22 protein-coding genes are annotated in these 25,732 nt (G+C 66.5%); 16 read left to right on the forward strand and 6 right to left on the reverse strand.

The window, feature by feature from the left end; all coding sequences use genetic code 11:
• Window positions 1-116 precede the first annotated feature (116 nt).
• From MUU56_RS06160 to MUU56_RS06210, 11 genes are all read left to right on the forward strand, one after another.
• A complete protein-coding gene (locus MUU56_RS06160; protein ID WP_244766431.1) occupies window positions 117-1,349 on the forward strand; it encodes an acyl-CoA dehydrogenase family protein in 1,233 nt (410 codons plus the stop codon).
• Between the two features lie 5 nt (window positions 1,350-1,354).
• Window positions 1,355-2,407: a methionine ABC transporter ATP-binding protein gene (locus MUU56_RS06165; protein ID WP_244766432.1), complete on the forward strand. Its 1,053-nt coding sequence runs from the start codon at window positions 1,355-1,357 to the stop codon at window positions 2,405-2,407.
• Window positions 2,397-3,056, forward strand: coding sequence for a methionine ABC transporter permease (locus MUU56_RS06170; RefSeq protein WP_244766433.1), 660 nt, complete (start codon window positions 2,397-2,399; stop codon window positions 3,054-3,056). Before MUU56_RS06165 ends, MUU56_RS06170 begins: the two co-directional genes overlap by 11 nt.
• Window positions 3,057-3,076: 20 nt before the next feature.
• Window positions 3,077-3,889: a MetQ/NlpA family ABC transporter substrate-binding protein gene (locus MUU56_RS06175; RefSeq protein WP_244766434.1), complete on the forward strand. Its 813-nt coding sequence runs from the start codon at window positions 3,077-3,079 to the stop codon at window positions 3,887-3,889.
• A 74-nt stretch (window positions 3,890-3,963) separates the two neighbouring features.
• On the forward strand, window positions 3,964-5,229 hold the full coding sequence (locus tag MUU56_RS06180) for an SfnB family sulfur acquisition oxidoreductase (protein ID WP_244766435.1): 1,266 nt from the start codon (window positions 3,964-3,966) through the stop codon (window positions 5,227-5,229).
• A gap of 35 nt (window positions 5,230-5,264) precedes the next feature.
• Window positions 5,265-6,632 carry an LLM class flavin-dependent oxidoreductase gene (locus MUU56_RS06185; RefSeq protein WP_244766436.1) on the forward strand — a complete coding sequence of 456 codons (1,368 nt, stop codon included), beginning with the start codon at window positions 5,265-5,267 and terminating at the stop codon, window positions 6,630-6,632.
• A gap of 156 nt (window positions 6,633-6,788) precedes the next feature.
• Window positions 6,789-7,793: a sugar ABC transporter substrate-binding protein gene (locus MUU56_RS06190; RefSeq protein ID WP_244766437.1), complete on the forward strand. Its 1,005-nt coding sequence runs from the start codon at window positions 6,789-6,791 to the stop codon at window positions 7,791-7,793.
• Between the two features lie 61 nt (window positions 7,794-7,854).
• On the forward strand, window positions 7,855-9,387 hold the full coding sequence (locus MUU56_RS06195) for a sugar ABC transporter ATP-binding protein (protein WP_244766438.1): 1,533 nt from the start codon (window positions 7,855-7,857) through the stop codon (window positions 9,385-9,387).
• Window positions 9,377-10,426 (forward strand): ABC transporter permease, encoded by a 1,050-nt coding sequence (locus tag MUU56_RS06200; protein WP_244766439.1) that lies wholly within the window; start codon window positions 9,377-9,379, stop codon window positions 10,424-10,426. The genes MUU56_RS06195 and MUU56_RS06200 overlap by 11 nt, the downstream gene beginning before the upstream one ends.
• Before the next feature lies 1 nt (window position 10,427).
• Entirely contained in the window at window positions 10,428-11,405 is a 978-nt protein-coding gene (locus MUU56_RS06205) for an ABC transporter permease (RefSeq protein ID WP_244766440.1), read from the forward strand.
• Window positions 11,406-11,431: 26 nt separating this feature from the next.
• The gene (locus MUU56_RS06210; protein WP_244766441.1) at window positions 11,432-12,646 is read left to right on the forward strand and encodes an SfnB family sulfur acquisition oxidoreductase; all 1,215 of its coding nucleotides are present in this window, start codon (window positions 11,432-11,434) and stop codon (window positions 12,644-12,646) included.
• Window positions 12,647-12,801: 155 nt separating this feature from the next.
• On the opposite strand, the gene MUU56_RS06215 is transcribed toward MUU56_RS06210, so the two are convergent.
• A complete protein-coding gene (locus MUU56_RS06215) occupies window positions 12,802-14,013 on the reverse strand; it encodes an acyl-CoA dehydrogenase family protein (protein ID WP_244766442.1) in 1,212 nt (403 codons plus the stop codon).
• A 264-nt stretch (window positions 14,014-14,277) separates the two neighbouring features.
• Here MUU56_RS06215 and MUU56_RS06220 point away from each other — a divergent pair, with 264 nt between their 5' ends.
• The 3 genes from MUU56_RS06220 (at window position 14,278) to MUU56_RS06230 (ending at window position 17,590) form a co-directional block, all read left to right on the forward strand.
• Window positions 14,278-15,690, forward strand: coding sequence for an LLM class flavin-dependent oxidoreductase (locus tag MUU56_RS06220; RefSeq protein WP_244766443.1), 1,413 nt, complete (start codon window positions 14,278-14,280; stop codon window positions 15,688-15,690).
• A gap of 37 nt (window positions 15,691-15,727) precedes the next feature.
• Window positions 15,728-17,182: an FAD/NAD(P)-binding protein gene (locus MUU56_RS06225; RefSeq protein WP_244766444.1), complete on the forward strand. Its 1,455-nt coding sequence runs from the start codon at window positions 15,728-15,730 to the stop codon at window positions 17,180-17,182.
• A gap of 96 nt (window positions 17,183-17,278) precedes the next feature.
• Window positions 17,279-17,590 carry a hypothetical protein gene (locus tag MUU56_RS06230; protein WP_244766445.1) on the forward strand — a complete coding sequence of 104 codons (312 nt, stop codon included), beginning with the start codon at window positions 17,279-17,281 and terminating at the stop codon, window positions 17,588-17,590.
• Window positions 17,591-17,655: 65 nt separating this feature from the next.
• Here MUU56_RS06230 and MUU56_RS06235 read toward each other — a convergent pair whose 3' ends face one another.
• On the reverse strand, window positions 17,656-18,318 hold the full coding sequence (locus MUU56_RS06235) for a TetR/AcrR family transcriptional regulator (RefSeq protein ID WP_244766446.1): 663 nt from the start codon (window positions 18,316-18,318) through the stop codon (window positions 17,656-17,658).
• 117 nt (window positions 18,319-18,435) lie between these two features.
• Here MUU56_RS06235 and MUU56_RS06240 point away from each other — a divergent pair, with 117 nt between their 5' ends.
• Entirely contained in the window at window positions 18,436-19,656 is a 1,221-nt protein-coding gene (locus tag MUU56_RS06240; protein WP_244766447.1) for an efflux RND transporter periplasmic adaptor subunit, read from the forward strand.
• A gap of 23 nt (window positions 19,657-19,679) precedes the next feature.
• Entirely contained in the window at window positions 19,680-22,775 is a 3,096-nt protein-coding gene (locus MUU56_RS06245) for an efflux RND transporter permease subunit (protein ID WP_244766649.1), read from the forward strand.
• Window positions 22,776-22,832: 57 nt separating this feature from the next.
• Here the strand turns inward: MUU56_RS06245 and MUU56_RS06250 are convergent, their stop codons facing one another.
• The 4 genes from MUU56_RS06250 to ehuC are packed head-to-tail and all read right to left on the reverse strand — an operon-like array spanning window position 22,833 to window position 25,685.
• The gene (locus tag MUU56_RS06250) at window positions 22,833-23,528 is read right to left on the reverse strand and encodes a GntR family transcriptional regulator (RefSeq protein ID WP_244766448.1); all 696 of its coding nucleotides are present in this window, start codon (window positions 23,526-23,528) and stop codon (window positions 22,833-22,835) included.
• Window positions 23,528-24,307, reverse strand: coding sequence for an ectoine/hydroxyectoine ABC transporter ATP-binding protein EhuA (ehuA, locus tag MUU56_RS06255; RefSeq protein ID WP_280530952.1), 780 nt, complete (start codon window positions 24,305-24,307; stop codon window positions 23,528-23,530). The genes MUU56_RS06250 and ehuA overlap by 1 nt, the downstream gene beginning before the upstream one ends.
• Window positions 24,304-24,960, reverse strand: coding sequence for an ectoine/hydroxyectoine ABC transporter permease subunit EhuD (gene ehuD, locus MUU56_RS06260; RefSeq protein WP_244766449.1), 657 nt, complete (start codon window positions 24,958-24,960; stop codon window positions 24,304-24,306). The genes ehuA and ehuD overlap by 4 nt, the downstream gene beginning before the upstream one ends.
• Window positions 24,957-25,685, reverse strand: a complete 729-nt coding sequence (gene ehuC, locus MUU56_RS06265; protein ID WP_244766450.1) for an ectoine/hydroxyectoine ABC transporter permease subunit EhuC — start codon at window positions 25,683-25,685, stop codon at window positions 24,957-24,959. Before ehuC ends, ehuD begins: the two co-directional genes overlap by 4 nt.
• Between the last annotated feature and the right edge of the window lie 47 nt (window positions 25,686-25,732).

Consider the following 25,732-nt stretch of genomic DNA (forward strand, 5'->3'; position numbering starts at 1 on the left):
TAATATATAAAAAAGATAGAATTTCTGTATTTATCCGCAGCGAAGGCTACCCTCCTCGTCAATTCCAAGCGTGACCGGTCCGAAGGCCGGCACGGCAGCGACGATGAGCAGGATGCATGACGCAGATCGACAATGCCTGGGGCGCCGGCCCCGGTGAACGATATGAGGCGCTGGCCGCGCCGTTCCGGCCGATTTTCGCGGAGATCGCCGCGCAGGCGACCGCGCGCGACCTGGGGCGCGATCTGCCATACGAGGCGATCCGCCGCTTGAAGGAGGCCGGTTTCGGCGCGGTCCGCCTGCCGGTGGAGGCGGGCGGCAAGGGGGCGAGCCTGCCGCAGTTCTTCAATCTGCTGATCGAGCTTTCCGCAGCCGATTCCAATGTCACGCAGGCCCTGCGCGCCCATTTCGGCTTCACCGAGGATATCCTGAACACGAAGGATGCCGCACGCCGCGCCCTGTGGCTCGCCCGCATCGCGCGGGGCGAGACCGCCGGCAGCGCCTGGAGCGAGATCGGCGCAGGCGCGGCGCTCGACCGCTTCTCCACGACCGTCGCGGAGAAGGACGGCCGGCTCGTCCTCAACGGCGAGAAATACTACACGACCGGCTCGCTCTTCGCCGACTGGATCGATGTCGGCGCGAGCGACGCGGCGGGCGAGGGGATCGCCGTCGCGGTGCGGCGCGAGGCCGCCGGCGTCGCGGTCATTGACGACTGGGACGGTTTCGGCCAGACGCTGACGGCGAGCGGCACGGCCATCTTCCGCGACGTCGTGGTCGAGCCCGGGGACATCGTCGTCGACGACGAGCGCTTCAAATATTCGGCCGCCTTCTACCAGCTCGTGCACCTCGCCACGCTCGCCGGCATCGGCCGGGCGATCGCTGCCGACGTCGCGAAAGCCGTGGTGGAGCGCCGGCGCACCTATACCCACGCCGCGGCCGCGCGCCCCAGCGAGGATCCGCAGGTCCTGCAGGTCGTCGGGCGCATCCGCGCCGCGGCCTATGCGGCGGGCGCGATCACCCTCCAGGCGGCCAACGGCCTCCAGCGCGCCTTCGAAGCGCATTTCGTCGACGATGCGGAGGCGGAGGAAAAGGCCAATGCCATCGCCGAGCTTGAAGCCGCGCAGGCCCAGACGGTCGTCTCCGACCTCATCCTCGAAGCCGCGACGCTGCTCTTCGATGCGCTCGGCGCCTCCGCGACGAAGAAGTCCGCCGGCCTCGACCGGCACTGGCGCAACGCCCGCACGCTCGCCTCGCACAATCCGCGCATCTACAAGCACCGCATCATCGGCGATTTCGCCGTCAATGGCACGCCGCCGCCCTATCAGTGGCGCATCGGCGCAAGCGCGGGCTGACGGCGATGATAAGGCTTGAACGCGTCACGAAGAGTTTTGCCGGCAAGGAAGGCGCGGCCGCCGCGCTCGACGGCGTCGATCTCTCCGTCGCCAAGGGCGAGATTTTCGGCGTCATCGGCTCCTCCGGCGCGGGGAAGTCGACGCTTGTGCGGCTCATCAACCTCCTGGAGCGCCCGAGCGGCGGTGACGTCTTCGTCGCCGGCGAGCGGGTGACGGAGGCCCGCGGCGAGCGTCTGCGCGCGCTGCGCCGGTCGATCGGCATGGTCTTCCAGCATTTCAACCTGCTCAGCGCCCGCACGGTCGCCGGCAATGTCGCCTATCCGCTGGAGCTGACCGGCGAATACGGCAAGGCCGAGATTTCCGGGCGGGTCGCCGCGCTGCTTGCCCGCGTCGGCCTTTCCGAACACGCCGGGAAATATCCGCGCCAGCTTTCGGGCGGGCAGAAACAGCGCGTCGGCATCGCACGGGCGCTCGCCTGCGAACCCTCGGTCCTTCTCTGCGACGAGGCGACGAGCGCGCTCGATCCGCAGACGACGGGCGCGGTGCTCGATCTCCTGCGCCAGATCAACCGCGACCTCGGCGTCACCATCGTGCTCATCACCCATGAGATGGACGTGATCCGCCGCACCTGCGACCGCGTTGCCGTGCTCGATCGCGGCCGCGTGGTGGAGGAGGGACCGGTGACGGACGTCTTCCTGCACCCGCGCCACCCCGCGACGCTGCGGCTGGTGCGCGAGGCCGAGCCGGACGGCGGCTCGCTCGACGCCGTCGCAGGGGCCGATCTTGGCGGGCGCACGGTGCGCCTCACCTTCACGGGGCCTGCCGCGCACAAGCCCATCCTCGGCCGCATCGCCCGGGAAAACCTCGTCGACTACGCCATCCTCGCCGGCCGGGTCGGCCATATCCGCGAGACGCCCTATGCGCAGTTCATCGTCTCGCTCTCCGGGCGGGACGTGGCAGGGGCGATCGCGGGCCTTCGGGCGAGCGGCGTCGACGTGGAGCTGCAGGGCGGCGCGCCGCTCGCGCCGCCCGAGGAAAGGCCCCGCCATGTCGTTTGAGAACATCTACTGGGGCGATATCGGTGCGGCGCTCGGCCAGACGCTCGCCATGGTCGGCGGTGCGCTGCTGCTCACCGTCATCGTCGGCCTGCCGCTCGGCATCCTGCTGTTCCTCACCGGGCGGCAGCAGCTCTTCCAGGCGCCGGTCGCCTATGGCGGGCTCTCCTTCGTTCTGAACATCATCCGCTCGGTGCCCTTCATCATCCTGCTCATCGTGCTGATGCCGGTCACCGTCATCGTCACGGGCACGTCGCTCGGCATCCGCGGCGTCATCTTCCCGCTCGTCGTCGGCACCGCGCCCTTCTTCGCGCGGCTGGTGGAGACGGCGCTGCGCGAGGTGGATCGCGGCGTCATCGAGGCGAGCCTGGCCATGGGCGCCTCGACGCGCCAGACGATCCTGCGCGCCGTGCTGCCCGAAGCGCTGCCGAGCCTGCTGGCGGCCGTCACCGTCACGGCGATCGTGCTCGTCGACTATACGGCGATGTCCGGCGCGATCGGCGGCGGAGGGCTCGGCGACCTCGCCATCCGCTACGGCTACCACCGGTTCCAGACTGAAATCATGCTGGTCTGCGTGGCGATCCTCATCGTCTTCGTCCAGCTCATCCAGGCGAGCGGCAACCGTCTCGTCGCCCACTTCTCCCGTAAATGACCCGCGCCAGGAGGACCCACATGCGCATCCTGAAATCGCTCACCATCGCCGCCAGCCTCGCCTTCGCCGTCTTCGGCTCCGCCAGGGCGAACGAGACGCTCGTCGTCGGCGCCACCGCCATTCCGCACGCCGAGATCCTCGAATTCGTCAAGCCGATCCTCGCCAGGGACGGCCTCGACCTCGATATCCGCGTCTTCACGGACTACATCCAGCCGAACGCCCAGCTCGTCTCCGGCGAACTCGATGCCAACTACTACCAGTACCGGCCGTTCCTAAACGACTACAACCGGGAGCGCGGCACGGAGCTGGTGCCCATCGTGCCTGTGCATATCGAGCCCTTCGTCGCCTATTCGACGAAGATCGATTCGGTTGAGAAGATCGAGGACGGCGCGACCGTCGCGATCCCGAACGATCCGGTCAATGGCGGGCGCGGCTTGCTGCTGCTCCAGAAGCTCGGCCTCATCAAGGTCTCCGGCAAGCCGGAGCTGACATCGCCGGAAGACCCGCTGCCGACCATCAAGGACGTGGTCGAGAATCCGAAGAACCTCAAGATCGTCGAGCTGGAATCCGCACTCCTGCCGCGCGCGCTCGGCGAGGTCGATCTCGCCGCGCTCAACGGCAACTACGTCTTCGAGGCCAAGCTCGACATCTCCAAGGCGCTGCTGATCGACCGCGGCCAGGACGGCCACAATGTCTGGAGCGAATATCTCGTCACCCGCCCCGAGACCAAGGACGACGCGCGCGTCGCCAAGCTCGCCAAGGCGCTGAACAGCGAGGAGACGCGGAAATTCATCGAGGAGCGCTACAAGGGACAGGTGGTCGCCGCCTTCTGATTTTTCGTCCCTCGCCGCCGGGCTGCGCCCTATCGCAGCCCGGCAATCCCTTTCTGAAATGACGGCCGAGACCGATGACCCCGACCCAAGCCACCGCCCGACAAACCCCCGCCGATCCCGCGCCCGGCAACCCCGGCTGGCTGCCCGCCCCGCCGGAAAGGCCTGCCCATGTCATCCGCGACGACGCGGAGGCGATCGCCGTCGCGGGACGGCTGAAGCCGCTGTTCGCCGCCGAGGCGAAGGAACGCGACCGGGAGCGGCGTCTCCCCTTCGCGGAGGTCGACCTCTTCTCCGAAAGCGGCCTGTGGGGCATCACCATCCCGAAGGAATATGGCGGGGCCGGCGTCTCGCAGGTCACGCTTGCAAAAGTTTTCGCGACGCTTGCGGCGGGCGATCCCTCGCTGACCCAGATCGCCCAGAACAGTTTCGAGATCATCGATGTCATCCGCCAGACGGGGAGCGAGGCGCAGAAGCACGAGCTGTTCGGCGCGGTGCTGGCCGGCAAGCGGCTCGGCAACGCGTTTTCCGAATTCGGCGGCAAGAACGTCGAGGCCTTCGAGACGAAGCTTGTCCGCAAGGGCGATCATTTCGTGGTCTCGGGCCGGAAGTTCTACGCCACCGGCGCGCTCTTCGCCCATCTCGTGCCCATCGTCGCGCTGGATGAGGCCGGCCATGTCGTCGTCGCCGTCGCCGATCGGGGCGCGGCGGGGCTGGAGGTCGTCAACGACTGGTCGGCCTTCGGCCAGCGCACCACGGCAAGCGGCACGGTGATCCTCGACGAGGTGGCGATCCCGGAAGCCCGCGTTCTGCCCGCCCATATCGTCTACGAGAACCAGAGCGCCGTCGGCCCGCAGAGCCAGCTCATCCATGCGGCGATCGACGCCGGCATCGCGCGCGGGGCCATCGAGGCGACAATCGACCTCGTGCGTAACCACGCCCGCCCATGGATCGACAGCGGTTCCGACACGGCGTCGGACGATCCCTACACGATCGCGGCGATCGGCGACCTCAAGATCCGCCTTCACGCCGCCGAGGCGCTCTTGGAGCGGGCCGGCCGCCAGCTCGACGAGACCATCGCCGACGTCACCGAGGAGACGATCGGCAGGGCGAAGATCGCCGTCGCGGAAGCCAAGGTGCTGACGACGGAAGTGGCGCTCGCCGCATCCAACAAGCTCTTCGAGCTTGCCGGCACGCGTTCCACGCTCGGCACGCACAATCTCGACCGTTTCTGGCGCGACGCACGCACCCACACGCTGCACGATCCGGTGCGCTGGAAGTTCCATGCGGTCGGCCAGTATTACCTCAACGGCGTGCAGCCGCCGCTGCATTCGTGGATTTGAACGGGGAGGGCGCGTGCCGCCCTCCGCAAGAAGACATGCGAAAAGAAATCCTTCTCAACGCCTTCACGATGAACTGCGCCGGCCATATCAACCATGGGCTTTGGACTCATCCGCGCGACCAGTCTCACCGCTATACCAGGCTCGGCTACTGGACGGACCTGGCGGCGACGTTGGAGCGCGGCCTGTTCGACGGCGTGTTCCTCGCCGATATCGTCGGGGTCTACGATGTCTATCAGCAGTCCGTCGACCTGACCTTGCGCGAATCCATCCAGCTTCCGGTCAATGATCCGCTGATGCTGGTCTCCGCCATGGCGGCGGTGACGAAGGGGCTCGGCTTCGGCGTCACGGTCAACGTCAATGCGGAGGCGCCCGCCATCTTCGCGCGCCGTATCTCGACGCTCGACCACCTGACGGAAGGCCGCATCGGCTGGAATATCGTCACCGGCTATCTCGACAGCGCGGCGCGGGCGATGGGCGAAACCGCGCTCGGCGAACACGACCAGCGCTACGACCGGGCCGACGAATTCCTCGATCTCCTCTACCGGCTCTGGGAAGGAAGCTGGGACGACGACGCCGTCATCCGCGATCGCCGCGCCCGCGTCTATTCGGACCCGGCCCGGGTGCGCAAAATCCGGCACGAGGGAAAATTCTACCGCGCCGAGGCCTATCATCTGAGCGAGCCCTCGCGCCAGCGCACGCCGGTGCTCTACCAGGCCGGCACCTCCGGTCGCGGCCGGATGTTCGCCGCCCGCCACGCTGAATGCGTCTTCATCTCGCCGCCCGACACCGGCGTCGCCCGCGCGGCGTCGCGCGCCATCCGCCAGGGCGCGGTGGAAGCGGGCCGGCGGGCGGAGGACGTGCGCATCTTCGCCGGCCTCACCGTCGTCGTCGATCGTACGGAAAAGAAGGCGAAGGAGAAGTTCGAGGATTATGCCCGCTATGCCAGCCCCGAGGCGGGCCTTGCGCATTTCTCCGCCGGCACGGGCATCGATTTCTCGCAATACGATCTCGACGAGCCGATCGCCTACGGCAAGGGCAATTTCGTGCAGACCTCGGTCGACCTTGCCCGCGCGCGCGGCTGGACGAAGCGCTCCATCCTCTCCGGTATGGCGCTCGGCGGGCGTTATCCGCTGATCGTGGGCGATCCCGCTCAGGTTGCCGATGCACTGGAGGTGTGGATCGCCGAGGGCGAGGTGGATGGCTTCAATCTCGCCCGCACCGTCGCGCCGGAAAGCTACGAGGACTTCATCGATCTCGTCATTCCGATTCTGCAGGAGCGGGGGCGCTACAAGACAGCCTACGGCGCGGGCAGCCTTCGCAACCGCCTTTTCGGCGAAGGCGACCGCCTGCCGGACCGCCATCCTGCCGGTGCGTTTCGCGCGCAGGCGGAGGGCGCGGAGTGAGGGGCGGGCATGGGACGGATATGGCGCCGGCGTCCCTCCGGTCCGCCGCGCCGAATCTTTTCCCAAGGCGCCCGTATTTTGGAAATTCCTGCCTGTCGCCGCTCGTTAGTATATTTAATTTATAGATTATATCATTATTGATCTGACGGGGACATCATGACCGACGACATCCGCTCCGGCGTCAACCGCCGCAATCTCCTCAAGCTCACCGCAGTGGCCGGCGTGGTGGCGGGAACGGGCCTTCTTGCGGCGCGCACCGCCGCGGCCGAGGACGGGCTTTCGCTCAAGGGCAAGCGCATCGGCATCAGCACCGCCGGCACCGATCATTTCTTCGATCTCCAGGCCTACAACGCCCAGATCGAGGAGGTGAAGCGTCTCGGCGGCGAGCCGATCGCCGTGGATGCCAGCCGCAATGACGGCAAGCTGGTCTCCCAGCTCCAGACGCTCATCGCCCAGAAGCCGGACGCCATCGTCCAGCTTCTCGGCACGCTCAGCGTCATCGATCCCTGGCTGAAGAAGGCGCGCGAGGCAGATATTCCGGTCTTCACCATCGATGTCGGCTCGGTCAACTCGATCAACAATTCCACCTCGGACAACTGGGGCATCGGCAAGGATCTCGCCCTCCAGCTCGTCTCCGACATCGGCGGCGAGGGCAATATCGTCGTCTTCAACGGCTTTTACGGCGTCACGCCCTGCGCCATCCGCTACGACCAGCTCGTCAACGTGGTCAAATATTTCCCGAAGGTGCAGATCGTGCAGCCGGAGCTGCGCGACGTGATCCCGAACACCGTTCAGGATGCCTTCACCCAGATCACCGCGATCCTCGCCAAATATCCGGAAAAGGGATCGATCAAGGCCATCTGGTCGGCCTGGGACATCCCGCAGCTCGGCGCGACGCAGGCGCTCGCCGCCGCCGGCCGCACGGAGATCAGGACCTATGGCGTCGACGGCAGCCCGGAAGTGCTCCAGCTCGTCGCCGATCCGAATTCGCCGGCCGCCGCCGACGTTGCCCAGCAGCCCGCCGAGCTCGGCCGCGTCGCGATCCGGAACGTCGCCCGCTACCTCGCCGGCGAGACGCTGCCGCGCGAGACCTATGTGCCGGCGCTGCTCGCCAACAAGCAGAATGTCGGCGAGGTCTCCAGGAAGCTCGGCATCGGCTGAAATCCGGCGCGGACCGCGGCGGCCTCGCCGCGGTCTCTTTCTGTCAACGGGGAATGCGGCCATGGCGGACACGGCAGGGCGCGGCGCGGCGATCGTCCGGCTCGAAAACATCGTCAAGCGCTTCGGCGGCGCCGAGGCGCTTTCGGGTGCGTCGCTCACCGTCGAGCGCGGTTCGGTGCATGGCCTCGTCGGCCAGAACGGCGCCGGCAAGTCGACGCTGATCAAGCTCATCGCCGGGCTTCACCGGGCGGACGAAGGCACGGTCGAGATCGACGGCAAGGTCTATGACCGGCTGACGCCGCATCTCGCGGAAGAGCTCGGCATCCATTTCATCCACCAGGATCGCCTGCTCGTCCCGACCTTCACGGTGGGCGAGGCGCTGTTCCTCGGCCGCGAGCTGCGGTTTCCCGGAACGCCCTTCCTCGACCGCGCGGCGATGCGGCGGAGGTCCGCCGAGATTCTCGAGCGCTATTTCGGTCTCGCGCTGCCCCATTCCGCGCTGATCGCCGATCTTTCGGCGGCGGAAAAGCAGATCGTGCAGATTACCCGCGCGCTCATCGCCAGTCCCAAGGTGCTGGTCTTCGACGAGCCGACCGCGGCGCTCGTCCGGCGCGAGGCGGACCTGCTCTTCCAGCTCATCCGCCGCCTCAGTGCGGAGGGCGTCACCATCCTCTACATCTCGCACTATCTCGGCGAGATCGTCGACCTCTGCGATACGGTGACGGTGCTGCGCAACGGCCGCGACGTCGCAACCCTGCCGGTCGCCGGAACCTCGGCGGCGGAGATCGGCGCCCTGATGGTCAACCGCGATATCGGCGAGCTCTATCCCAAGCCCGACGTCGCGCCCGGCGAGGTGGTGCTGGAGGTGGAAAACCTGGCGCTTGCCGGCCGCTTCGATGCCGTTTCCTTCACGCTGCGCAGGGGCGAGGTCCTGGGTCTTACCGGTCTCGTCGGCTCGGGCGCCAAGGAGGTGGTGCGCACGCTCTTCGGCCTCGACCGGCCGACCGGCGGTACGGTCTCCGTCAAGGGCGAGGCCGTGTTCTCCGCCGATCCCGCCGCGGCCACCGACCGCCGCCTGGCGCTGGTGCCGGAGGACCGCCGCCGCGACGGCGTCGCGCTTGACCTCTCGGTCACCGAAAACACCACGCTCGCCAGCCTCGGCCGTTTCTCCCGCGGCCTCATCGACCGCGGCGCGGAACGGCGCCAGACGGAAGACCTTGTCAAACGGCTGCAGATCAAGACCGACGGCGTCGATGCGCTGGTGAAGACGCTCTCGGGTGGTAACCAGCAGAAGGTGGCGATCGCCAAATGGCTGAGCCGCCAGTCGGAAATCTACCTGCTCGACGAGCCCACGGTCGGCGTCGACATCGCCGCCAAGGTGGAGATCTACCGGCTGATCGGCGAGCTTGCCGAACGCGGTGCGGCTGTGCTCGTGCTCTCCTCCGACATCGAGGAACTGCTCGGCGTCACCGATCGCCTTCTCGTCTTTTTCCGTGGCCGTGTGACGCGGCAGTTCATCTCCTCCGAAACGAGCCCGGACCAGGTCCTTGCGGATGTGACGGGTGCCTACGAGACGCTTCGCCATGCTGGTTGACGCCCCCTATATTCCGGCCTCCGCTCTCGAAATCGAGGCGCAGAAGGCTGTCGAGCCGGGAAGGCCCGGCCCCGCCTTCGGCCGCCGCCTCGCCACGCTGGCGCTGCGGGGCGGCGCGCTTGCCGTCTTCGTCGGCGTCCTTGTCGTCTTCTCCGTCACCGCACCCTTCTTCCTCACCATCGGCAATATCGGCAACGTGCTCGGCCAGTCGGCCATTGCCGGCGTTCTGGCGATCGGGCTCACCATCGTCATCATCGCGGGCGGCTCGAACGTGGTGACGGGCGGGATCGACCTGTCGCTCGCCGCGAATATGGGGCTCAGCGCCGCCGTCTACGCCTCGCTGGCACAGGCGGGGCATGGCGACGGCGTCGCCATTGCAGGCGCGCTCGGCACGGGGCTCGCCATCGGCGCGGTCAACGCCGCCGCCGTCACGCTCGCCGGCATCGTGCCGCTGCTCGCGACGCTCGCCGTCATGAATGTCGTCGCCGGCCTTGAGCTGGTGCTGACGCAGAACACCGTCGTCCCGGCCTCGAGCGAATTCCTCTCCGCGCTTTCCGCCGGCGGTCCCTTCGGCATCCCGGTTCTCGCCTATGTCCTGCTCGGTTTCACGCTGGTCGTCGCGGCCATCGTGCAATATACGCCGCTGGGCCTTCGCCTCTATGCGGTCGGCGCGTTTCCGGATGCGGCGCGGGCGGCGGGCCTTCCCGTCAAGTCCTTCGTCGCCGGCTCGTTCCTGACGAGCGGCCTGTGCGGCGGGCTCGCCGGCATCCTGTCGGTCTCCTACCTCTCGGGCAGCACCACCGGGGCCGGCGACATGCTGCTGCCGGTCGTCGTCACCGCCCTGCTGGGCACGGTCTTCTCCCGCCGGCTGGTGCCGACCGTGACCGGCACGCTGCTGTCGGCGCTCTTCGTCGGCTTCCTCATCAACGGCTTCCAGCTCCTCAACATTTCCAGCACGCTGGTGAGCGGCGTGCAGGGGCTGCTGATCCTGCTCGTCGTTTCCGCCACCACGCTGCTCGGCCGCAAGGAGAACGCCTGACATGGCGACGACCGCTCTTTCCTCCTTCACCCGCGGCGTCGCCCGCTATGCGCTGGTCGCGGCGCTCGCCGCCGTCTTCGCCCTCTTCGCAGCGCTCGCGCCGGGCTTCCTCTCGGGTGCGAACCTCCTCAGCGTGCTTGTGAACAATTTCGCCCTGCTCGCCATCGTCGCCATCGCCATGACCTTCGCCGTCTCGGCGGGCGGCATCGATCTCTCGGTCGGCACGGCGGTCGATTTCGCGAGCTTCGCCTTCGTTTCCCTCGTGCTCGCCGGACAGCCGATCGCGCTTGCCGCCCTTGGCGGGCTTGCCGGCGGGGCGCTTGTCGGCGTCTTCAATGCCGTGCTCATCGCCGGCATCGGCATCTCGCCCTTTCTCGCCACGCTCGGCACGCTCTTCGTCGGCCGCAGCGCGCAGCAATTGCTGACGAATGGCGGCAATCCGGTCTACCTGCCGCCGGCCGGCGTGCCGGAAGCCTTCCGCTTCCTCGGCCATGGCACGGTCGCCGGCATTCCCGTGCCGCTCCTCGTCACCGCGCTCGTCGTCGCCGGTGCCTGGCTCGTGCTCTCGCACACCCGCTTCGGCCGGGTGACGCTCGCCGCCGGCATCCAGGCGAGTGTCGTGCGCTATTCGGGCCTGCGCCTGTCGCGCATCACCGCCCTGACCTATGTGCTCGTCTCGACGATTGCCGCCGTGGTCGGGCTCATCCTCACCTCGACGGTCACGGTTTACATTCCGTCCTCGGGCAACGCGTTCCTCCTGAACGCCATCGGCGCGACCTTCATCGGCACCACCTTCGACCCGCACGGCCGGCCGAACGTGCCGGGCACCGTGCTTGGCGTGCTGCTGCTCGGCGTCGTCGCCAATGGCCTCCTGCTGTCGGGTCTCAATTTCTACTGGCAGCAGGTCGGCACCGGCCTGCTCATCTTCTCCGTCCTCGCCATCGGCTTCGCCAATCGCAAGGCGGCTGCCCGGGCCTGAACCCGGATATCTCGAAAGGATTTCTCATGAGCAGCGTCACCCGGCTCGCCAACCCCCAGGACACCGCCCATCGTATCGCCAGCGAGGACGAGGCGCTTGCCGTCGCCCGCACGCTTGCCGGCGAATTCGCCGGCGGCGCGAGCCGGCGGGATTACGAGCGGGCGCTGCCGTACGAGGAGCTGGACCGGCTTTCCGCCTCCGGCCTCCTCGCCATCACCGTTCCTGCCGAATATGGCGGCATCGACGTCTCCAATGCGGTGCTCGCCGAGGTCACGGCGATCCTCTCCGAGGCCGACAGCTCGATCGGCCAGATCCCGCAGAACCATTTCTACATTCTCGAGGCGCTCCGTCACGACGGCAGCGAGGCGCAGAAGCGCTTCTACTTCAGCCGGGCTCTCGCCGGCGACCGCTTCGGCAACGCCCTTTCCGAGGTCGGCACCAAGACGGTCGGTGACTACAACACGCGGATTACGCCCGATGGCGCGGGTTTCCGTATCAACGGGCGGAAGTTCTATTCGACGGGTGTGCTCTTCGCCCACTGGGTGGCGATCTTCGCGCTCGACGACGAGGACCGCCTCACCATGTCGTTTGCCCCGCGCGAGACGGAAGGCATCGAGATCGTCGATGACTGGGATGGCTTCGGCCAGCGCACGACGGGCAGCGGCACGACGATCCTGCGCGACGTCTACGTGCCGGCCGAGGCCGTCGTGCCGCACCAGAAGGGGTTCGAGCGCCCCGGCACGATCGGCTCGGTCGGCCAGATCATCCATGCCGGCGTCGATCTCGGCATCGCCCGCGCGGCGCTGAAGGAGACGATCGGCTACGTGCGCGACACCGCGCGGCCCTGGACGGACAGCGGCGTCGAGCGTGCCGCGGACGATCCGCTGACCATCGCCCGCATCGGCGAGCTCGCCATCCGCGTCGAGGCGGCCGAGGCGACGCTGGAGCGGGCCGGGCGCAAGGTCGACCAGGCGCAGGTCAACCTCAATGCGGAGAATGCCGTGGCCGCGACGCTGGCGGTGGCCGCCGCCAAGGTGCTGACGACGGAGCTCGCCATCGACGCGACCAACGTGCTCTTCGAGCTGGCCGGCACGTCCGCCACCAGGCGCGGCCTGAACCTCGAACGCCATTGGCGCAATGCCCGCACCCATACGCTGCACGATCCGGTGCGCTGGAAGTACCACGTCGTCGGCAACTATCACCTCAACGGCGTCACGCCGCCGAAGAACGGCGCGCTCTGAAATCCAACCCTCGTGGTGGGGGTGGTCACCTGGCCGCAATCCTTCGGGGTTGCGGTCTTTTTTTGCCCAAGGGCGGCGAAGCTTGCAGGAACGGTGCCTGCCAAAAAACAAGAAGCGGCCATCGGCCGCCTTCGTTTCGTCAGCCGATCCTCGCCTCAGCTATAGAGGCTCGGCTCCGGCACGCGGCCGTTGAGGGCGAAGTCGCCGACTTCGCGGGCCTTGTAGAAGACCGGGTCGTGCAATGTGTGGGTGCGCACGTTCCTCCAGTAGCGGTCGAAACGGTGGTGAGAGGCCGTCGAGCGGGCGCCGGTCAGCTCGAAGATGCGCGAGGTGACGTCGAGCGCCACATGGGTGGCGTTGACCTTTGCGGCGTAGGCCTCGATCGCCGCTTCGCCGCGTTCGCGGGCGGTGACGCCCCTGCCGCGCGCAAGCGACGACTGGACGACGGCGGCGGCCGCATCGGCGAGCGCGGCGGATGCCTTCAGCGCTGCGCGGAACTCGCCGATGCGTTCCAGGATATATGGATCCTCGCTCGCCTTTTCGAGGCCGGACGTGACCCAGGGGCGCGTCGTGGTGCGCACATAGTCGGTGGCTGCCGCCAGCGCGCCTTCCGCCGTGCCGAGGTAGAAGTTGACGAAGACGAGCTGGATCAGCGGCGTGTTGAACGTCGCCTGCACGGGCGGGGCGTCATCCTTCCTCGCAAGCGGCAGCAGGAAGTCGCTTTCGTAGACCGGGAAATCCCGGAATTCCACGCTGCCGCTGTCGGAGAGCCGCTGGCCGATATTGTCCCAGTCGTCATTGGCGATGTAGCCGGGCCGGTCGGTCGGCAGCACGATATTGGCGATCTCGTCGCCGAAGGCCGCATTGGCATTGATGCGGTCGGAGACATGCGCGCCGGTCGAGAACGTCTTGCGGCCGTTGAGCAGGTAGTGGTTGCCGCTGCGGGTCAGCGTGAGGCCGGGATCGCGCGGGTTGACGGCGGCACCCCAGTAGAGCCTCTTTGCGACAGTCTCGACGCCGAGGTCCCAGGCCTTGTCCGGGTCGTCGGCCGCCCAGTAGACGTACTGGCTGTTGACGAAATGATAGCCGAGCAACTGGCCGATCGAGCTTTCGCCGCGCGCCAGGATGCGCACGAGCCGCAGCCCGTCCACCCAGTCGAGACCGCCGCCGCCGATCTCGACCGGGTGCAGCGCGGTCAGGAGGCCCTCCGTCTTCAGCCGCTCGATTTCCGCGAACGGCGGCTTGCCGTCGGCATCGAGCTGCGCCCCGCGGCGGGCAAGGTCGGCGGAAATCTCCTCGGCCTTCGCGAAGAGGCGGGCCCGATCGTCCTGAAGGTCGGACTCCTTGACAAGGTGTAGGGCGGTCATGGTCGGTCTCCTGCTCTCCGGCCGATCCCGGGCAGGTCGCCACGGTCGGGGTGGGTGAAAGGGTGCGCACGGTTTTCCGCCGCTGCGCGCATCTTCCCAGAGTCCCCGGACGGCAGCCAGAAAAGCCGTTTCCGAAATTAATACATATAAAAGATAGAATTTCTGTATTTAATGGAAGAAGGCGCTATCTTCGCCCCGGCCAATGCCGCCAGGCATTCTCGATACCCTGGCCCGATACCCTGGCCCGATACCCTGGAGAGACCCATGGCACGCCATATCCGCTTCAATGCCTTCGACATGAACTGCGTGGGCCACCAGTCCCCCGGCCTGTGGGCGCATCCGCGCGACAGGTCCTGGAAATACAAGGACCTGGACTATTGGCAGGATCTCGCCCGCACGCTGGAACGCGGCGTCTTCGACGGCATCTTCATCGCCGACGTCATCGGCTACTACGATGTCTACAAGGGCTCGAACTATCATGCCATCCACCAGGCCGCGCAGATTCCGGTGAACGATCCGCTGCAACTTGCAGCCCCCATCGCGCTCGCCACCGAGCATCTCGGCATCGGCATCACGGCGTCCACCTCCTTCGAGCATCCCTATACCTTCGCCCGCCGCCTCGCGACGGCCGACCATCATTCCAAGGGCCGCGTCGGCTGGAACATCGTCACCTCCTATCTGGAGAGCGGCGCGAAGAATGTCGGGCAGGGCGGCCTTCGCCGGCACGACAACCGCTACGAGGTCGCCGCCGAATATGTGGAAGTGCTCTACAAGCTGCTGGAAGGCTCCTGGGAGGAGGGCGCGGTGGTGCGCGACGGCAACAGGCGCATCTTCACCCATCCGGAAAAGGTCCACGAGATCGGCCACAAGGGCAAGTATTTCGAGGTGCCGGGTTACGGCCTCACCGAGCCCTCGCCGCAGCGCACGCCGGTTCTCTACCAGGCCGGCGCCTCCGGGCCGGGCAAGGCGTTCGCCGCCGCGCACGCCGAGTGCATCTTCGTCGCCGCGCCGACGAAGTCGGTGCTCAAGGCCTATGTCGCCGATATCCGCCAGCGCATCGCCGCTGCCGGCCGCGACCCCAGAAAGGTCTATATCTACACGCTCGTCACCGTCATCACCGACGAGACCGAGGAGAAGGCGCAGAAGAAATTCGAGGATTACAAGAGCTATGTTTCCTATGACGGCTCGCTGACCTTCATGTCCGGCTGGAGCGGCATCGATTTCGGCCAGTATGCGCCGACGGATGTGGTGGAGAAGATCGAGACCAACGCCATCCACTCCTTCGTCGAGCACATTGCCGGCGGCGACAAGTCGTGGACCATCGACGAGCTTGCCCGGTTCGGCGGCATCGGCGGCATGGGACCGGTCTTCGTCGGCTCGCCGGAGCGCATTGCCGACATCCTTCAGGAATGGGTGGCCGATACGGATGTCGACGGCTTCAACCTCGCCTATGCGGTGACGCCCGACAGCTTCGAGGATGTCGTCGCCCATATCGTGCCGGAGCTGCAGAAGCGCGGCGCCTATCCGACGGCCTACAGGGAGGGTACCTTGCGGGAGAAGCTGTTCGGCGAGGGACCATACCTGCCGAAAACCCATCCGGCCGACGGCTACAGGGATATCGAGGCCGTGAAGCGGCGCGACGCCGAGCTCCCGGCGCTGAAATCGGTCGGCGCGTGACGCGGCGATGCCGCTGCGTGGCGCGGAGGTGAAACGGATGCCGGCAAGGCCAGTCGTGGCGATCATCGGGGGCGGCTTCACCGGTGCCGCCTGCGCCTATCATCTCGTGCGGCGGCTTCCCGTCGGCGCCGCGAGGATCGTCGTCTTCGAGCCCCGGGCGATGCTCGGGGGCGGCCTTGCCTATGATACGGACGAGACGACGCACCGCATCAATGTGCCCGCGACGCGCATGTCGCTCCTTCCCGACGACGGCGATCATTTCCAGCGCTGGCTCGTCCGCAGCGGGACCCTTGCGGACGATCCGGAGGCCGTCACGCCGGAGGGACACGCCTTCGCGCGCCGTTCCGCCTTTGGCCGTTATGTTTCCGACAACCTTGCCCCCTTGGTCGCGAGCGGAGCGATCGAGCATCGCCGCAGCCGCGTCCGTGCGTTGACGGCGGCGCGCTCGGGGCGCTGGCATGTCGAGACCGGGGACGGCCCGGCGCTGGAGGCCGATATCGTGGTCGTCGCGACGACGCATCCAAGCCCGCAGCCGCCCGCAACCCTCCACCGCGCCCTTTCCGGCCGTGCCGGCTACATCCCGGATGCCACGGTGCCCGGCGCCCTCTCCGGCATCGCCCCGGACGACCGGGTGCTGGTCGTGGGCACGGGGCTCACCGCAGCGGACGTCATCGCGACACTCGATGCCGCGGGGCATCGCGGCAGGATCACGGCCGTCTCGCGCCGCGGCCTTCGCGCGCGCGGGCACAACCTTTCCGCTCAGGAGCCGTTCGGCGAGTTTGCCGATCCGCCATCCCGCTCGGCGCGGGCCTTGCTGCGGCGGATCCGGGAGGGCCTTGTCCAGGCCGATGCTGCGGGGCTCAGCTGGCATGCGGTTTTCGACCGGGTTCGCGGCCAGGGCGGCGATATCTGGCGCTCTCTGCCAGTCGCCGAGCGCCGGCGCGTCGCGCGCTTCCTGCGACCCTATTGGGACGTGCACCGTTTCCGTATCGCGCCCCAGGTGGAAGCGGTCATCGACCGGCGCCTGGCCGCTGGCACGCTTTCCTTTCATGCTGCGGCCATCGCCGGTGTAACCTGCCCCGCAGAGGGCGGGATTGCCGTGGATTTTCGCCCGCGCCATGGGCGGGAGCCGTTCCAGGAAACGTATGGCAGCCTGATCGTGACGACAGGCCCGGGGCATGCGTCGGTGCTTTCAAGCCAGCCATTCCTCGCGGGTCTCGCCACCGCGGGCGATCTGCAACCGGATGCCGTCGGACTTGGCATCGCGGTCGACGAGCGAAGCCGCGCCATCGGAACCGATGGGCAGGCGCTGAATAGCCTCTACATCGCCGGCCCGTTGGCCCGCGGCACGTTCGGTGAGTTGATGGGCCTGCCCCAGGTGACGGACCATGCGGTCTTCGTGGCGGAAGACATCGTGCGCCAGATGAACGCCACGGCGACCTTTCGCTCTCGGCAGTCGAGCTATCACGGCGATCACGACATCGCTGGGTAGAGGAGGCGGGACGCGGAGGTACAAAACGCGCGCTGAGAGTACCTCAATAAGTTCCAGCTACGCTCCGGCCTATCGAAAGCGATCTGGTGGATAGACATGGTCGGAGCAGTCTCCTCGACGACATCGGCAACCGTGACACTCACGTCCTCGTCCGGCGGCACCAGCCTTTCCGCGCTTCAAGCGCAGCTCTCGGCCAAGGAGAGCGAGCTTGCCGAAGCGATGGACGAGGAGGCCCAGGCCGAACTCAAGGAAGCGATCGCCAGCCTCAAGGCCGAGATCGCTGCGCTGAAGGCGAAGGAGGCGGGTTCGGCACAGCGGCAGACCGCCGAAGGCGAAAGCACCTCGCGCATCGGCACGCGCAATTTCGAGGATGGCGATCCCTTTGGCGAGCGGGAAATATACGTCTGAGCAGGTTCAATTGTCTTTGCGCGTTTCCGGACGCAGAACCGCGTCGCACTTTTTCTGGAAATGCTCTAGATAGCGGGCGATTTTCCGGTGCCGTGGACGAAGATGCGGATGCAGCGCCGCATGTAGTCCTTGCGTGCGTCGAAGCCCGGCCATTCGGCGCCCGCGCCCGTCTTCGTGACGACGGCGCCGAACATCATGTCCATGAGGATCGTCGCGGCGCTCGTCGTATCGTCGACGAAGAGCCTTCCGGCCCGCTTTTCCCCTTCCATCCATTCGGCAAGCAGCGCATGGGCCCGCTGGCCGCCGAGCCTCTTCATCATCTCGCCGACTTCTGGATAGCGCGCGGCTTCCACGATGGTGAGGTTGAGGAAGGCCGCGCGCGCGCTATCCTCTTCCGCGCTGATATCGATCTGGAAGATGCGTTCGAGGGCGTCCGAGAGGCTCAGGCCCGTATAGTCGCCAGGAAGCGCAAGCATGCTGGTGCGGTGCTGCTCGATGATCGCGGCGAGCAGATCGGTCTTGGAGGGGAAGAGTTCGTAGAGCGTGCGCTTGGAGATATGGCAATGGGCGGCAACCTCGCTCATCGTCGTCCTGCCGTAGCCTTCGGCCAGGAACAGCTTGCGCGTCGCCTCGACGATCTTGGCCCTCTGTTCGGCAGGCGTCGCGAGTCTGGGACGGCCGCGTTTCCGGCGCTTGGCCGGGAGAGTTGTGGCGGTTGTTTCGGTCATGGAGGTTATCCAGAGGCGGGCCATTGACAATGCCGATATCCGGATATTAATGGTACTCATGAGTTTTGTAAATATGGCAAGCGTGCGGCATGATCCGCCACTCCGAAGAAAAGGTGCATGATGCGCGAGAAAACCCTGCGGATCGGCCTCGTTGCCGCCGGCCTCTTCCTGGCCGCCTGCTCGGACCAGAGCGGTGGAAACGCTCCGCCCGGCGCAGGGGCCTTGCCCGCGGCCGAGGTGGGCTTCGTGGTGCTGAAGGCGCAGTCCGTTCCGCGTTATACCCAGCTCTCCGGCCGCGTGGTGGCGCACGCCACGGCGGAGATCCGCCCGCAGATCGACGGCATCATCGAAAGCATCGATTTTCGCGAGGGCCGGCAGGTGAAGGCCGGTGACATCCTCTTCAAGGTGCGCGATGCGAAGTTCAGCGCGGCCTATGCGGCGGCGGCGGCCACGCTGTCGCGCGCCGAGGCGACGCAGCAGTCGGCGCAGTCGGCTTTCGACCGGAACCAGCGGCTGCAATCGCAGAGCGCCGTGAGCCAGCAGGCGCTGGACGAGGCGACGGCAGCGCTGCTGCAGGCGAAGGCGGATGTGGAATCGGCCAAGGCCAGCCTTGAGACGGCGCGCATCGATCTCGACAACACCACGATCAAGGCGCCGATATCGGGCATCATCGGCACGGCCGGCGTCAGCGTCGGCTCGCTGGTCACGCAGAACCAGACGGATGCGCTGGCGACGATCCGCCAGATCGATCCCGTCAATGTCGACCTCGTCGATACCAGCGCCAACCTTTTGCGGATCCGGCAGGATGTCGAGGCGGGGCGCCTCGGCCGCGACGGCGCGGGGGCGCCGAGCGTCAGGCTGACGCTCGAGAACGGCGAGGACTACAAGACCATCGGCACGATCTCGCTGGCGACGGTCAATGTCAGCGAGAGCACGGGCACCTTCACCCTGCGCGCAAGCTTCCCCAATCCGGAGCGCATCCTGCTGCCGGGCATGTTCGTGCGCGCCTCCGTCGATCTCGGCACCATGCCGAACGCCTTCCTCGTCCCGCAGCGCGCCGTCCAGCGCAGCGGCACGGGCGATCCCATCGCCTATGTCGTCTCGCCCGACAGCAAGGTGGAGCAGCGCAAGCTTGCGACCGAGGGCACGAGCGGCAACAACTGGATCGTGACCGACGGCCTGAAGGACGGCGAGCACCTGATCGTCGATGGCTTCCAGAAGATTTCCGCGGGCGCTGCCGTGACGGCCGTGGAAGCGACGATCGATGAGGACGGCGTGGTCAAGCAGTCCCTCGCCAGCCCCGCCGGTGCGGGCGAAGCGTCGGAGGCCGCCCAATGACCGAAGCCTTCCGGCGCAATGCCCTGGCGAGCTTCTTCATCGCCCGCCCCGTCTTTGCCATCGTGCTCGCGATCGCCACGCTGCTTTCCGGCGTCATGGGCATCTACTCGCTGTCGATCTCGCAATATCCCGATGTCGCGCCCGTCACGGTCCGTATCGGCGCGACCTATTCCGGTGCCACGGCGGAAGCGGTCGAGAACTCGGTCACGACGAAGATCGAGGGCGCGATGACCGGCCTCGATGGCCTGCTCTACATGGAATCCACGTCGAACACCGGCTCGGCCTCCATCTCGCTCACCTTCGCCAGCGGCACGGATCCGGAACTGGCGCAGGTCGAGGTGCAGAACAAGCTGTCGCGCGTCGAATCCCAGCTTCCCGAGGCCGTGCAGGACGCCGGCGTCACCGTCTCCCGCTCGCCCTCCGGCATCCTGATGATCGGCAACATCATCTCGCGCGACGGCCGCTACACCTCCTCGGAGCTTTCCGACATCATGTCGAGCAGCATCGAGGAGCGCATCGAACGGCTCGACGGCGTCGGTTCCGTGCAGGCCTTCGGCAGCGGCTATGCCATGCGCATCTGGCTCGATCCCGATCAGATGCAGAAGTACCAGCTGGTTCCCTCCGACGTCACCGCGGCCATTCAGGCGCAGAATGCCCAGGTCGCCGCCGGCTCCATCGGCGCGACGCCCGTCGTGCGCGGCCAGCAGCTGAAGGCGAGCATCGTCGCGCAGACGCAGATGACCTCGGCCGACGAGTTCAAGAAGATCATCCTCAAGACGGCGACGGACGGTTCCGTCGTGCGCCTGGGCGATGTCGCGCGCGTCGAGATCGGGCTTGAAAGCTACGGCCAGAGCTCGACCTTCAACGGCATGCCGGCCGCCGGCTTCGGCGTGCAGCTGGCGAGCGGCGCGAATGCCATCACGACGGCCGAGGCCGTGCATGCCGAACTCGACAGCCTCGCCGGTTCGCTGCCCGAGGGCGTCGAGATCGCCTATTCCTACGAGACGACGCCCTTCGTCGAACTGTCCATCGAGAAGGTCGTGGAGACCCTGATCGAGGCGATCGTGCTGGTCTTCCTCGTGCTGCTGCTCTTCCTGCAGAACCTGCGCGCGACGATCATCCCGATGATCGCCGTGCCCGTCGTGCTGCTTGGAACGTTCGGCGTGCTTGCGGCGCTCGGCTATTCCATCAACATGCTGACCATGTTCGCCATGGTGCTCGCCATCGGTCTTCTCGTCGATGATGCGATCGTCGTGGTGGAGAATGTCGAGCGCGTCATGTCGGAGGAGGGGCTCTCCGCCCGCGAGGCGACGGAGAAGTCGATGGGCGAGATCACCGGCGCGCTCATCGGCGTCGCGCTCGTCCTCACTGCCGTCTTCATTCCCATGGCCTTCTTCTCGGGCTCGGTCGGCGTCATCTACCGGCAGTTCTCCGTCACCATCGCCAGCGCCATGCTGCTCTCCGTCCTCGTCGCGGTCATCCTGACGCCGGCGCTCTGCGCCATGCTGCTGAAGCCCACGCATGGCGGGCTGGCGGCGCGCATCTTCGGTGGCTTCAACCGCGGTTTCGAGAAGACGACGCGCGGTTATGTGAGCACCGTCGGCGGCATGCTTGTGCGGCCGCTGCGCATGCTCGTGCTCTTCGCCGCGCTCCTCGGCGGCGCCTGGTGGGTCTATACGCAGCTGCCGACCTCCTTCCTGCCGGAGGAGGACCAGGGCGTGCTGATGACGCAGATCACCCTGCCGGCCGGCGCCAATGCCGCCCGTACGCAGGCCGTCATCGACATGGTCGAGAACTATTTCCTCACGGAGGAGAAGGACGCCGTGCAGAGCGTCTTCATGACGCTCGGCTTCGGCTTCGGCGGCAGCGGCGAAAACGCCGCCATGGCCTTCGTGCGTCTCAAGGATTTCGACGCGCGCACGGATACGTCGCTTTCGGCTTCCGCCATCTCGCAGCGTGCCTCGGCGCATTTCCGCAAGATCCGCGACGCGGAGGTCTTCGTGCTGGCGCCGCCCGCCATCCAGGGGCTGGGGCAGAGCAACGGCTTTTCCATGTATCTGGAAGACACCGGCAACCGCGGCCGCGACGCGCTGACGGCGGCCAGCAACCAGCTTGCCGACCTCGCCCAGCAGGACGACACGGTCGGCAATGTACGCGGCAATACCCGCACCTTGGAAAGCCAGCTGAAGATCGAGATCGACCAGGAGAAGGCAGGTGCGCTCGGCGTCGATCTCAGCGGCATCAACGGGCTGATCTCCACGGCCTTTGCCGGCAGCAACGTCAACGACTTCGTCTATAACGGCGAGATCAAGCCCGTCTATGTGCAGGCGGACGCGCCCTTCCGCATGCAGCCGGAGGACGTCAACCGCTGGTACGCGCGCAATGGCGATGGCGAGATGGTGCCGTTCTCCGCCTTCGCGACGACGACATGGATCCAGGGCTCGCCCTCGCTCGCCCGCTTCAACGGCACGGCGGCCATCTCCATGAACGGTGCGGCACAGGCCGGCGCCAGCTCCGGCGATGCAATGGACCGCATGGAGGCGCTCGTCGCCGGTCTCGACGGCGGCTACAGCGCGGCCTGGTCCGGTCTGTCCTACCAGGAGCGGCTTGCCGGTTCGCAGGAGGCGATGCTCTACGCCGTCTCCCTGCTCGTCGTCTTCCTCTGCCTTGCCGCGCTCTACGAAAGCTGGTCCATCCCGCTTTCCGTCATCCTTGCCGTGCCGGTCGGCGTGCTTGGCGCGCTCGTCGCCGCCTGGATATTCGGTCAATCGAACGATGTCTATTTCAAGGTCGGCCTGCTGACGACGATCGGCCTTACCGCCAAGAACGCCATCCTGATCGTCGAATTCGCCAAGGACCTGCGCGATCAGGGCAAAAGCGTCGTCGACGCCGTGCTGGAGGCTGCCCGCATGCGCCTCAGGCCGATCGTCATGACCTCGCTCGCCTTCATCCTCGGCGTCCTGCCGCTCGCCTTCGCGACGGGGGCAAGCTCGGCCGCGCAGAACGCCATCGGCATCGGCGTGATGGGCGGCATGATCGCAGCGACCGTGCTCGGTGTCTTCTTCGTGCCGCTGCTCTTCGTGATCGTGGCCGGAAGGGGCAGGCCGAGGGCCGCATAGACGCGTTTGCCGCATCCGTCGAGCGGGATCGCCAGTCCTTGCCCTTCGATGTCAAAATCATCTCGCATAATTCTTGATGCGATTGTAGCTCATCGAGAGATGGGCCCGGCGGATGTAGCCGATGGCTTCCCAATCCCCGATCTCGGCGGCGTTCAAGACGGCCTGCATTTCGTCGCGGAATGCCCGGTATTCCTCGACAAGCCCGAGCTTGGGCATCATCTTCAGGACGACGCGGACGATCTTGAGATACAGCCGTTCATTCACCTCGCGCAGCGCCGCATTGCCGGTGAATGCCGATATCTCCCAGTAGAAGTCCATGTTGAGGCGCAGGAAGGCGCGCTGGGACGGTTCCTGCATCTCGTCGTCGCAGCGTTTGATGAGCGCGCGGATCCTGTCCAGATCGTCCGGGGTGCGCGGGAGCGGATCGAGCTTGCCGACCAGTTCGGCAAGTTCCAGCCGGAGACGGTAGATCTGGAAGATCTCGTCGAGATCGGGATCCGTGACGATCGTGCCGACCCCGTGCACGGAGGCGACGAGCCCTTCCGCTTCCAGCCGTGCAAGGACGCGGCGAACGGGGGTCCGGCTCGTATCGAACTGCTTTGCCAGTTCCTCCTCCGAAAGCCGGGTGCCCGGGGCGTATTCCAGGAGGCAGATCTGGTCGCGGATCGTGTTGTAGATGCGGTCGAAACGCTCTTTCGCGCCGACGAGAGGGGCGGATTGCTCCTTTGCACCGGAATTGTCGGTCTGTGCCATCAACCAGCTTCCAGGACAGCGTTCAGGAATTGCCGCGTCCGCTCGTTCTGCGGGTTGCCGAAGATCTGCGCGGGCGGTCCCTGTTCGCATATTTTCCCCTGATAGAAAAAGCAAACCCTATCGGAGAATTCCTTGGCGAACCCCATCTGGTGGGTCACCATGAGCATCGTCAGATCGTGCTCGGCGCCGATCCTGCGGATGACCTGAAGCACCTCGCCCACGAGTTCCGGGTCGAGCGCGGAGGTGACCTCGTCGAAAAGCATGATCTTCGGCCGCATGGCCAGGGCCCGGGCGATCGCCACGCGCTGCTGCTGGCCTCCGGAAAGCTGGCCCGGATAGTGATCCTTCTTGGCCGACAGGCCGACCATGTCGAGCAGCTCGGCGGCGCGCTCCTCCGCTTCCTTCCTTCCCATTCCAAGGACGGTGATCGGCGCCTCTATGCAGTTGCCGAGGGCGGTCATGTGCGGGAAGAGGTTGAAGGACTGGAACACCATGCCGATCTTCGCGCGGATGCGGCGGATATGCCGAGCATCCGCGGGCACCAGCCGTCCGTTCTTCGACATGTGGGTCATCGGCTCGCCATCGACCCACAGCGTGCCGCCGTTGATGCTTTCCAGCGTCATCAGCATGCGCAGCACGGTCGTCTTGCCGGATCCGGACGGGCCGATGATCGAGACCTTCTCGCCGCGCGCGACGTCGAGGTTGAGATTGTCGAGAACGGTGAAGGCGCCGTAACGCTTGGACACGTTCTCATAGCGGACCATGGGCATTTCGGTCATCCGTATCTCCTTGAAAGCCAGCCGTCCAAGACGCGGACCAGTCCCGCGGACAGGAGGCTCATCACCAGAAAGAAAAGCCCGACGAGCGTCACCGGTTCGGTGTAGCGGAAGGTCTCCGAGCCGATGATCTTGGCGCGTTGCATGAGTTCGACGACGGCGATCGCCGAAAGCAGGGGTGTCTCCTTGAACAGCGCTATCAGATAGTTGCCGAGCGCCGGCACCACCGGCGGCAGCGCCTGCGGCAGGATGATGTCCTTGAAGGTGGTCCAGGGGGAGAGGTTGAGCGCGATCGATGCCTCCCACTGGCCGCGGGGAACGTTCTCGAAGCCGGCCCTGTAGACCTCCGAGCAATAGGCCGCGTAGTGCAGGCCGATCGCGAGCACGCCCGCCGTGAAGGCATCCAGTACGATGCCGACCTTGGGCAGGACGAAGAACAGGAAGAAGATCTGGATGAGGAGCGGCGTGGAGCGGACGAGCTCGACCAGGATCGCGACGACGAGGCCCGCCGCCGGGGAGGAGAGCCGTATCGATGCCAGGACAAGGCCGAGGAGTGCGGCAATGACGAAGCCGATCGCCGTTGCCTGGACGGTGATGACCGCGGCCCGCGCCAGCACGGGCAGGATGTCGATGGTGAAGGCCCAGTCCCACATCACGAGGCCTTTCCGTGCAGCACGCCCTTGGCCGCCCATCCCTCGGTGAAGCGCATGCAGATCGTGATCGTCAGCGAGATCGCGAGATAGAGGAGCAGGACGAGGGTGAAGATCGGTACGGTCTGCAGCGTTGCCTGGTTCATCTGCTGTGCCTTGAAGGTGAGATCGGCGAGCGTGATCAGGGAGACGAGCGAGGTCGACTTGACGAGCTCGATGAAAAGGTTGCCCCAGGGCGGGATCATCGCCACGAAAGCCTGCGGCAGGATGATGCGCCGGAGCATTTGCGCCCGCGTCATGTTGAGCGCCGTGGAGGCTTCCCACTGGCCTTTCGGGACGGCCCGGATGGCGCCGCGCACGACCTCGGCACCGTAGGCACCGATGTTCAGCCCGAGCGCCAGCACGGCGACGGGAAACGCATCCATGAAGATCCCGAACTGCGGCAACACGAAATACAGCCAGAAGAGCTGCACGAGCGCGGACGTGCCGCGGAATATCTCGATGTAGGCGACCGCCAGCCATCGCAACGGCAGCGGGCCATAGAGCTTGGCGAGCGCTGCCGTCAGCGCCATGACGACGGCCAGCAAGGCGCCGAGAACGGCGATCTGGACCGTCAGCCAGGCACCCTGGAGCAGGCCGGGCACGAAGACCTTGAAACCGTCCTGGAAGGACAGGATGACGATGGCCGTCAGGGTAGCCGCCAGCATGGCGGCGAGCACGCGTATCCACATCGGAAATCCCCCGTCATAGACGAAGACGCGGACGGCCTTGGCATCGC

This window comes from Shinella yambaruensis (assembly GCF_022899355.1).
GTDB classification, from domain to species: Bacteria; Pseudomonadota; Alphaproteobacteria; order Rhizobiales; family Rhizobiaceae; genus Shinella; species Shinella yambaruensis.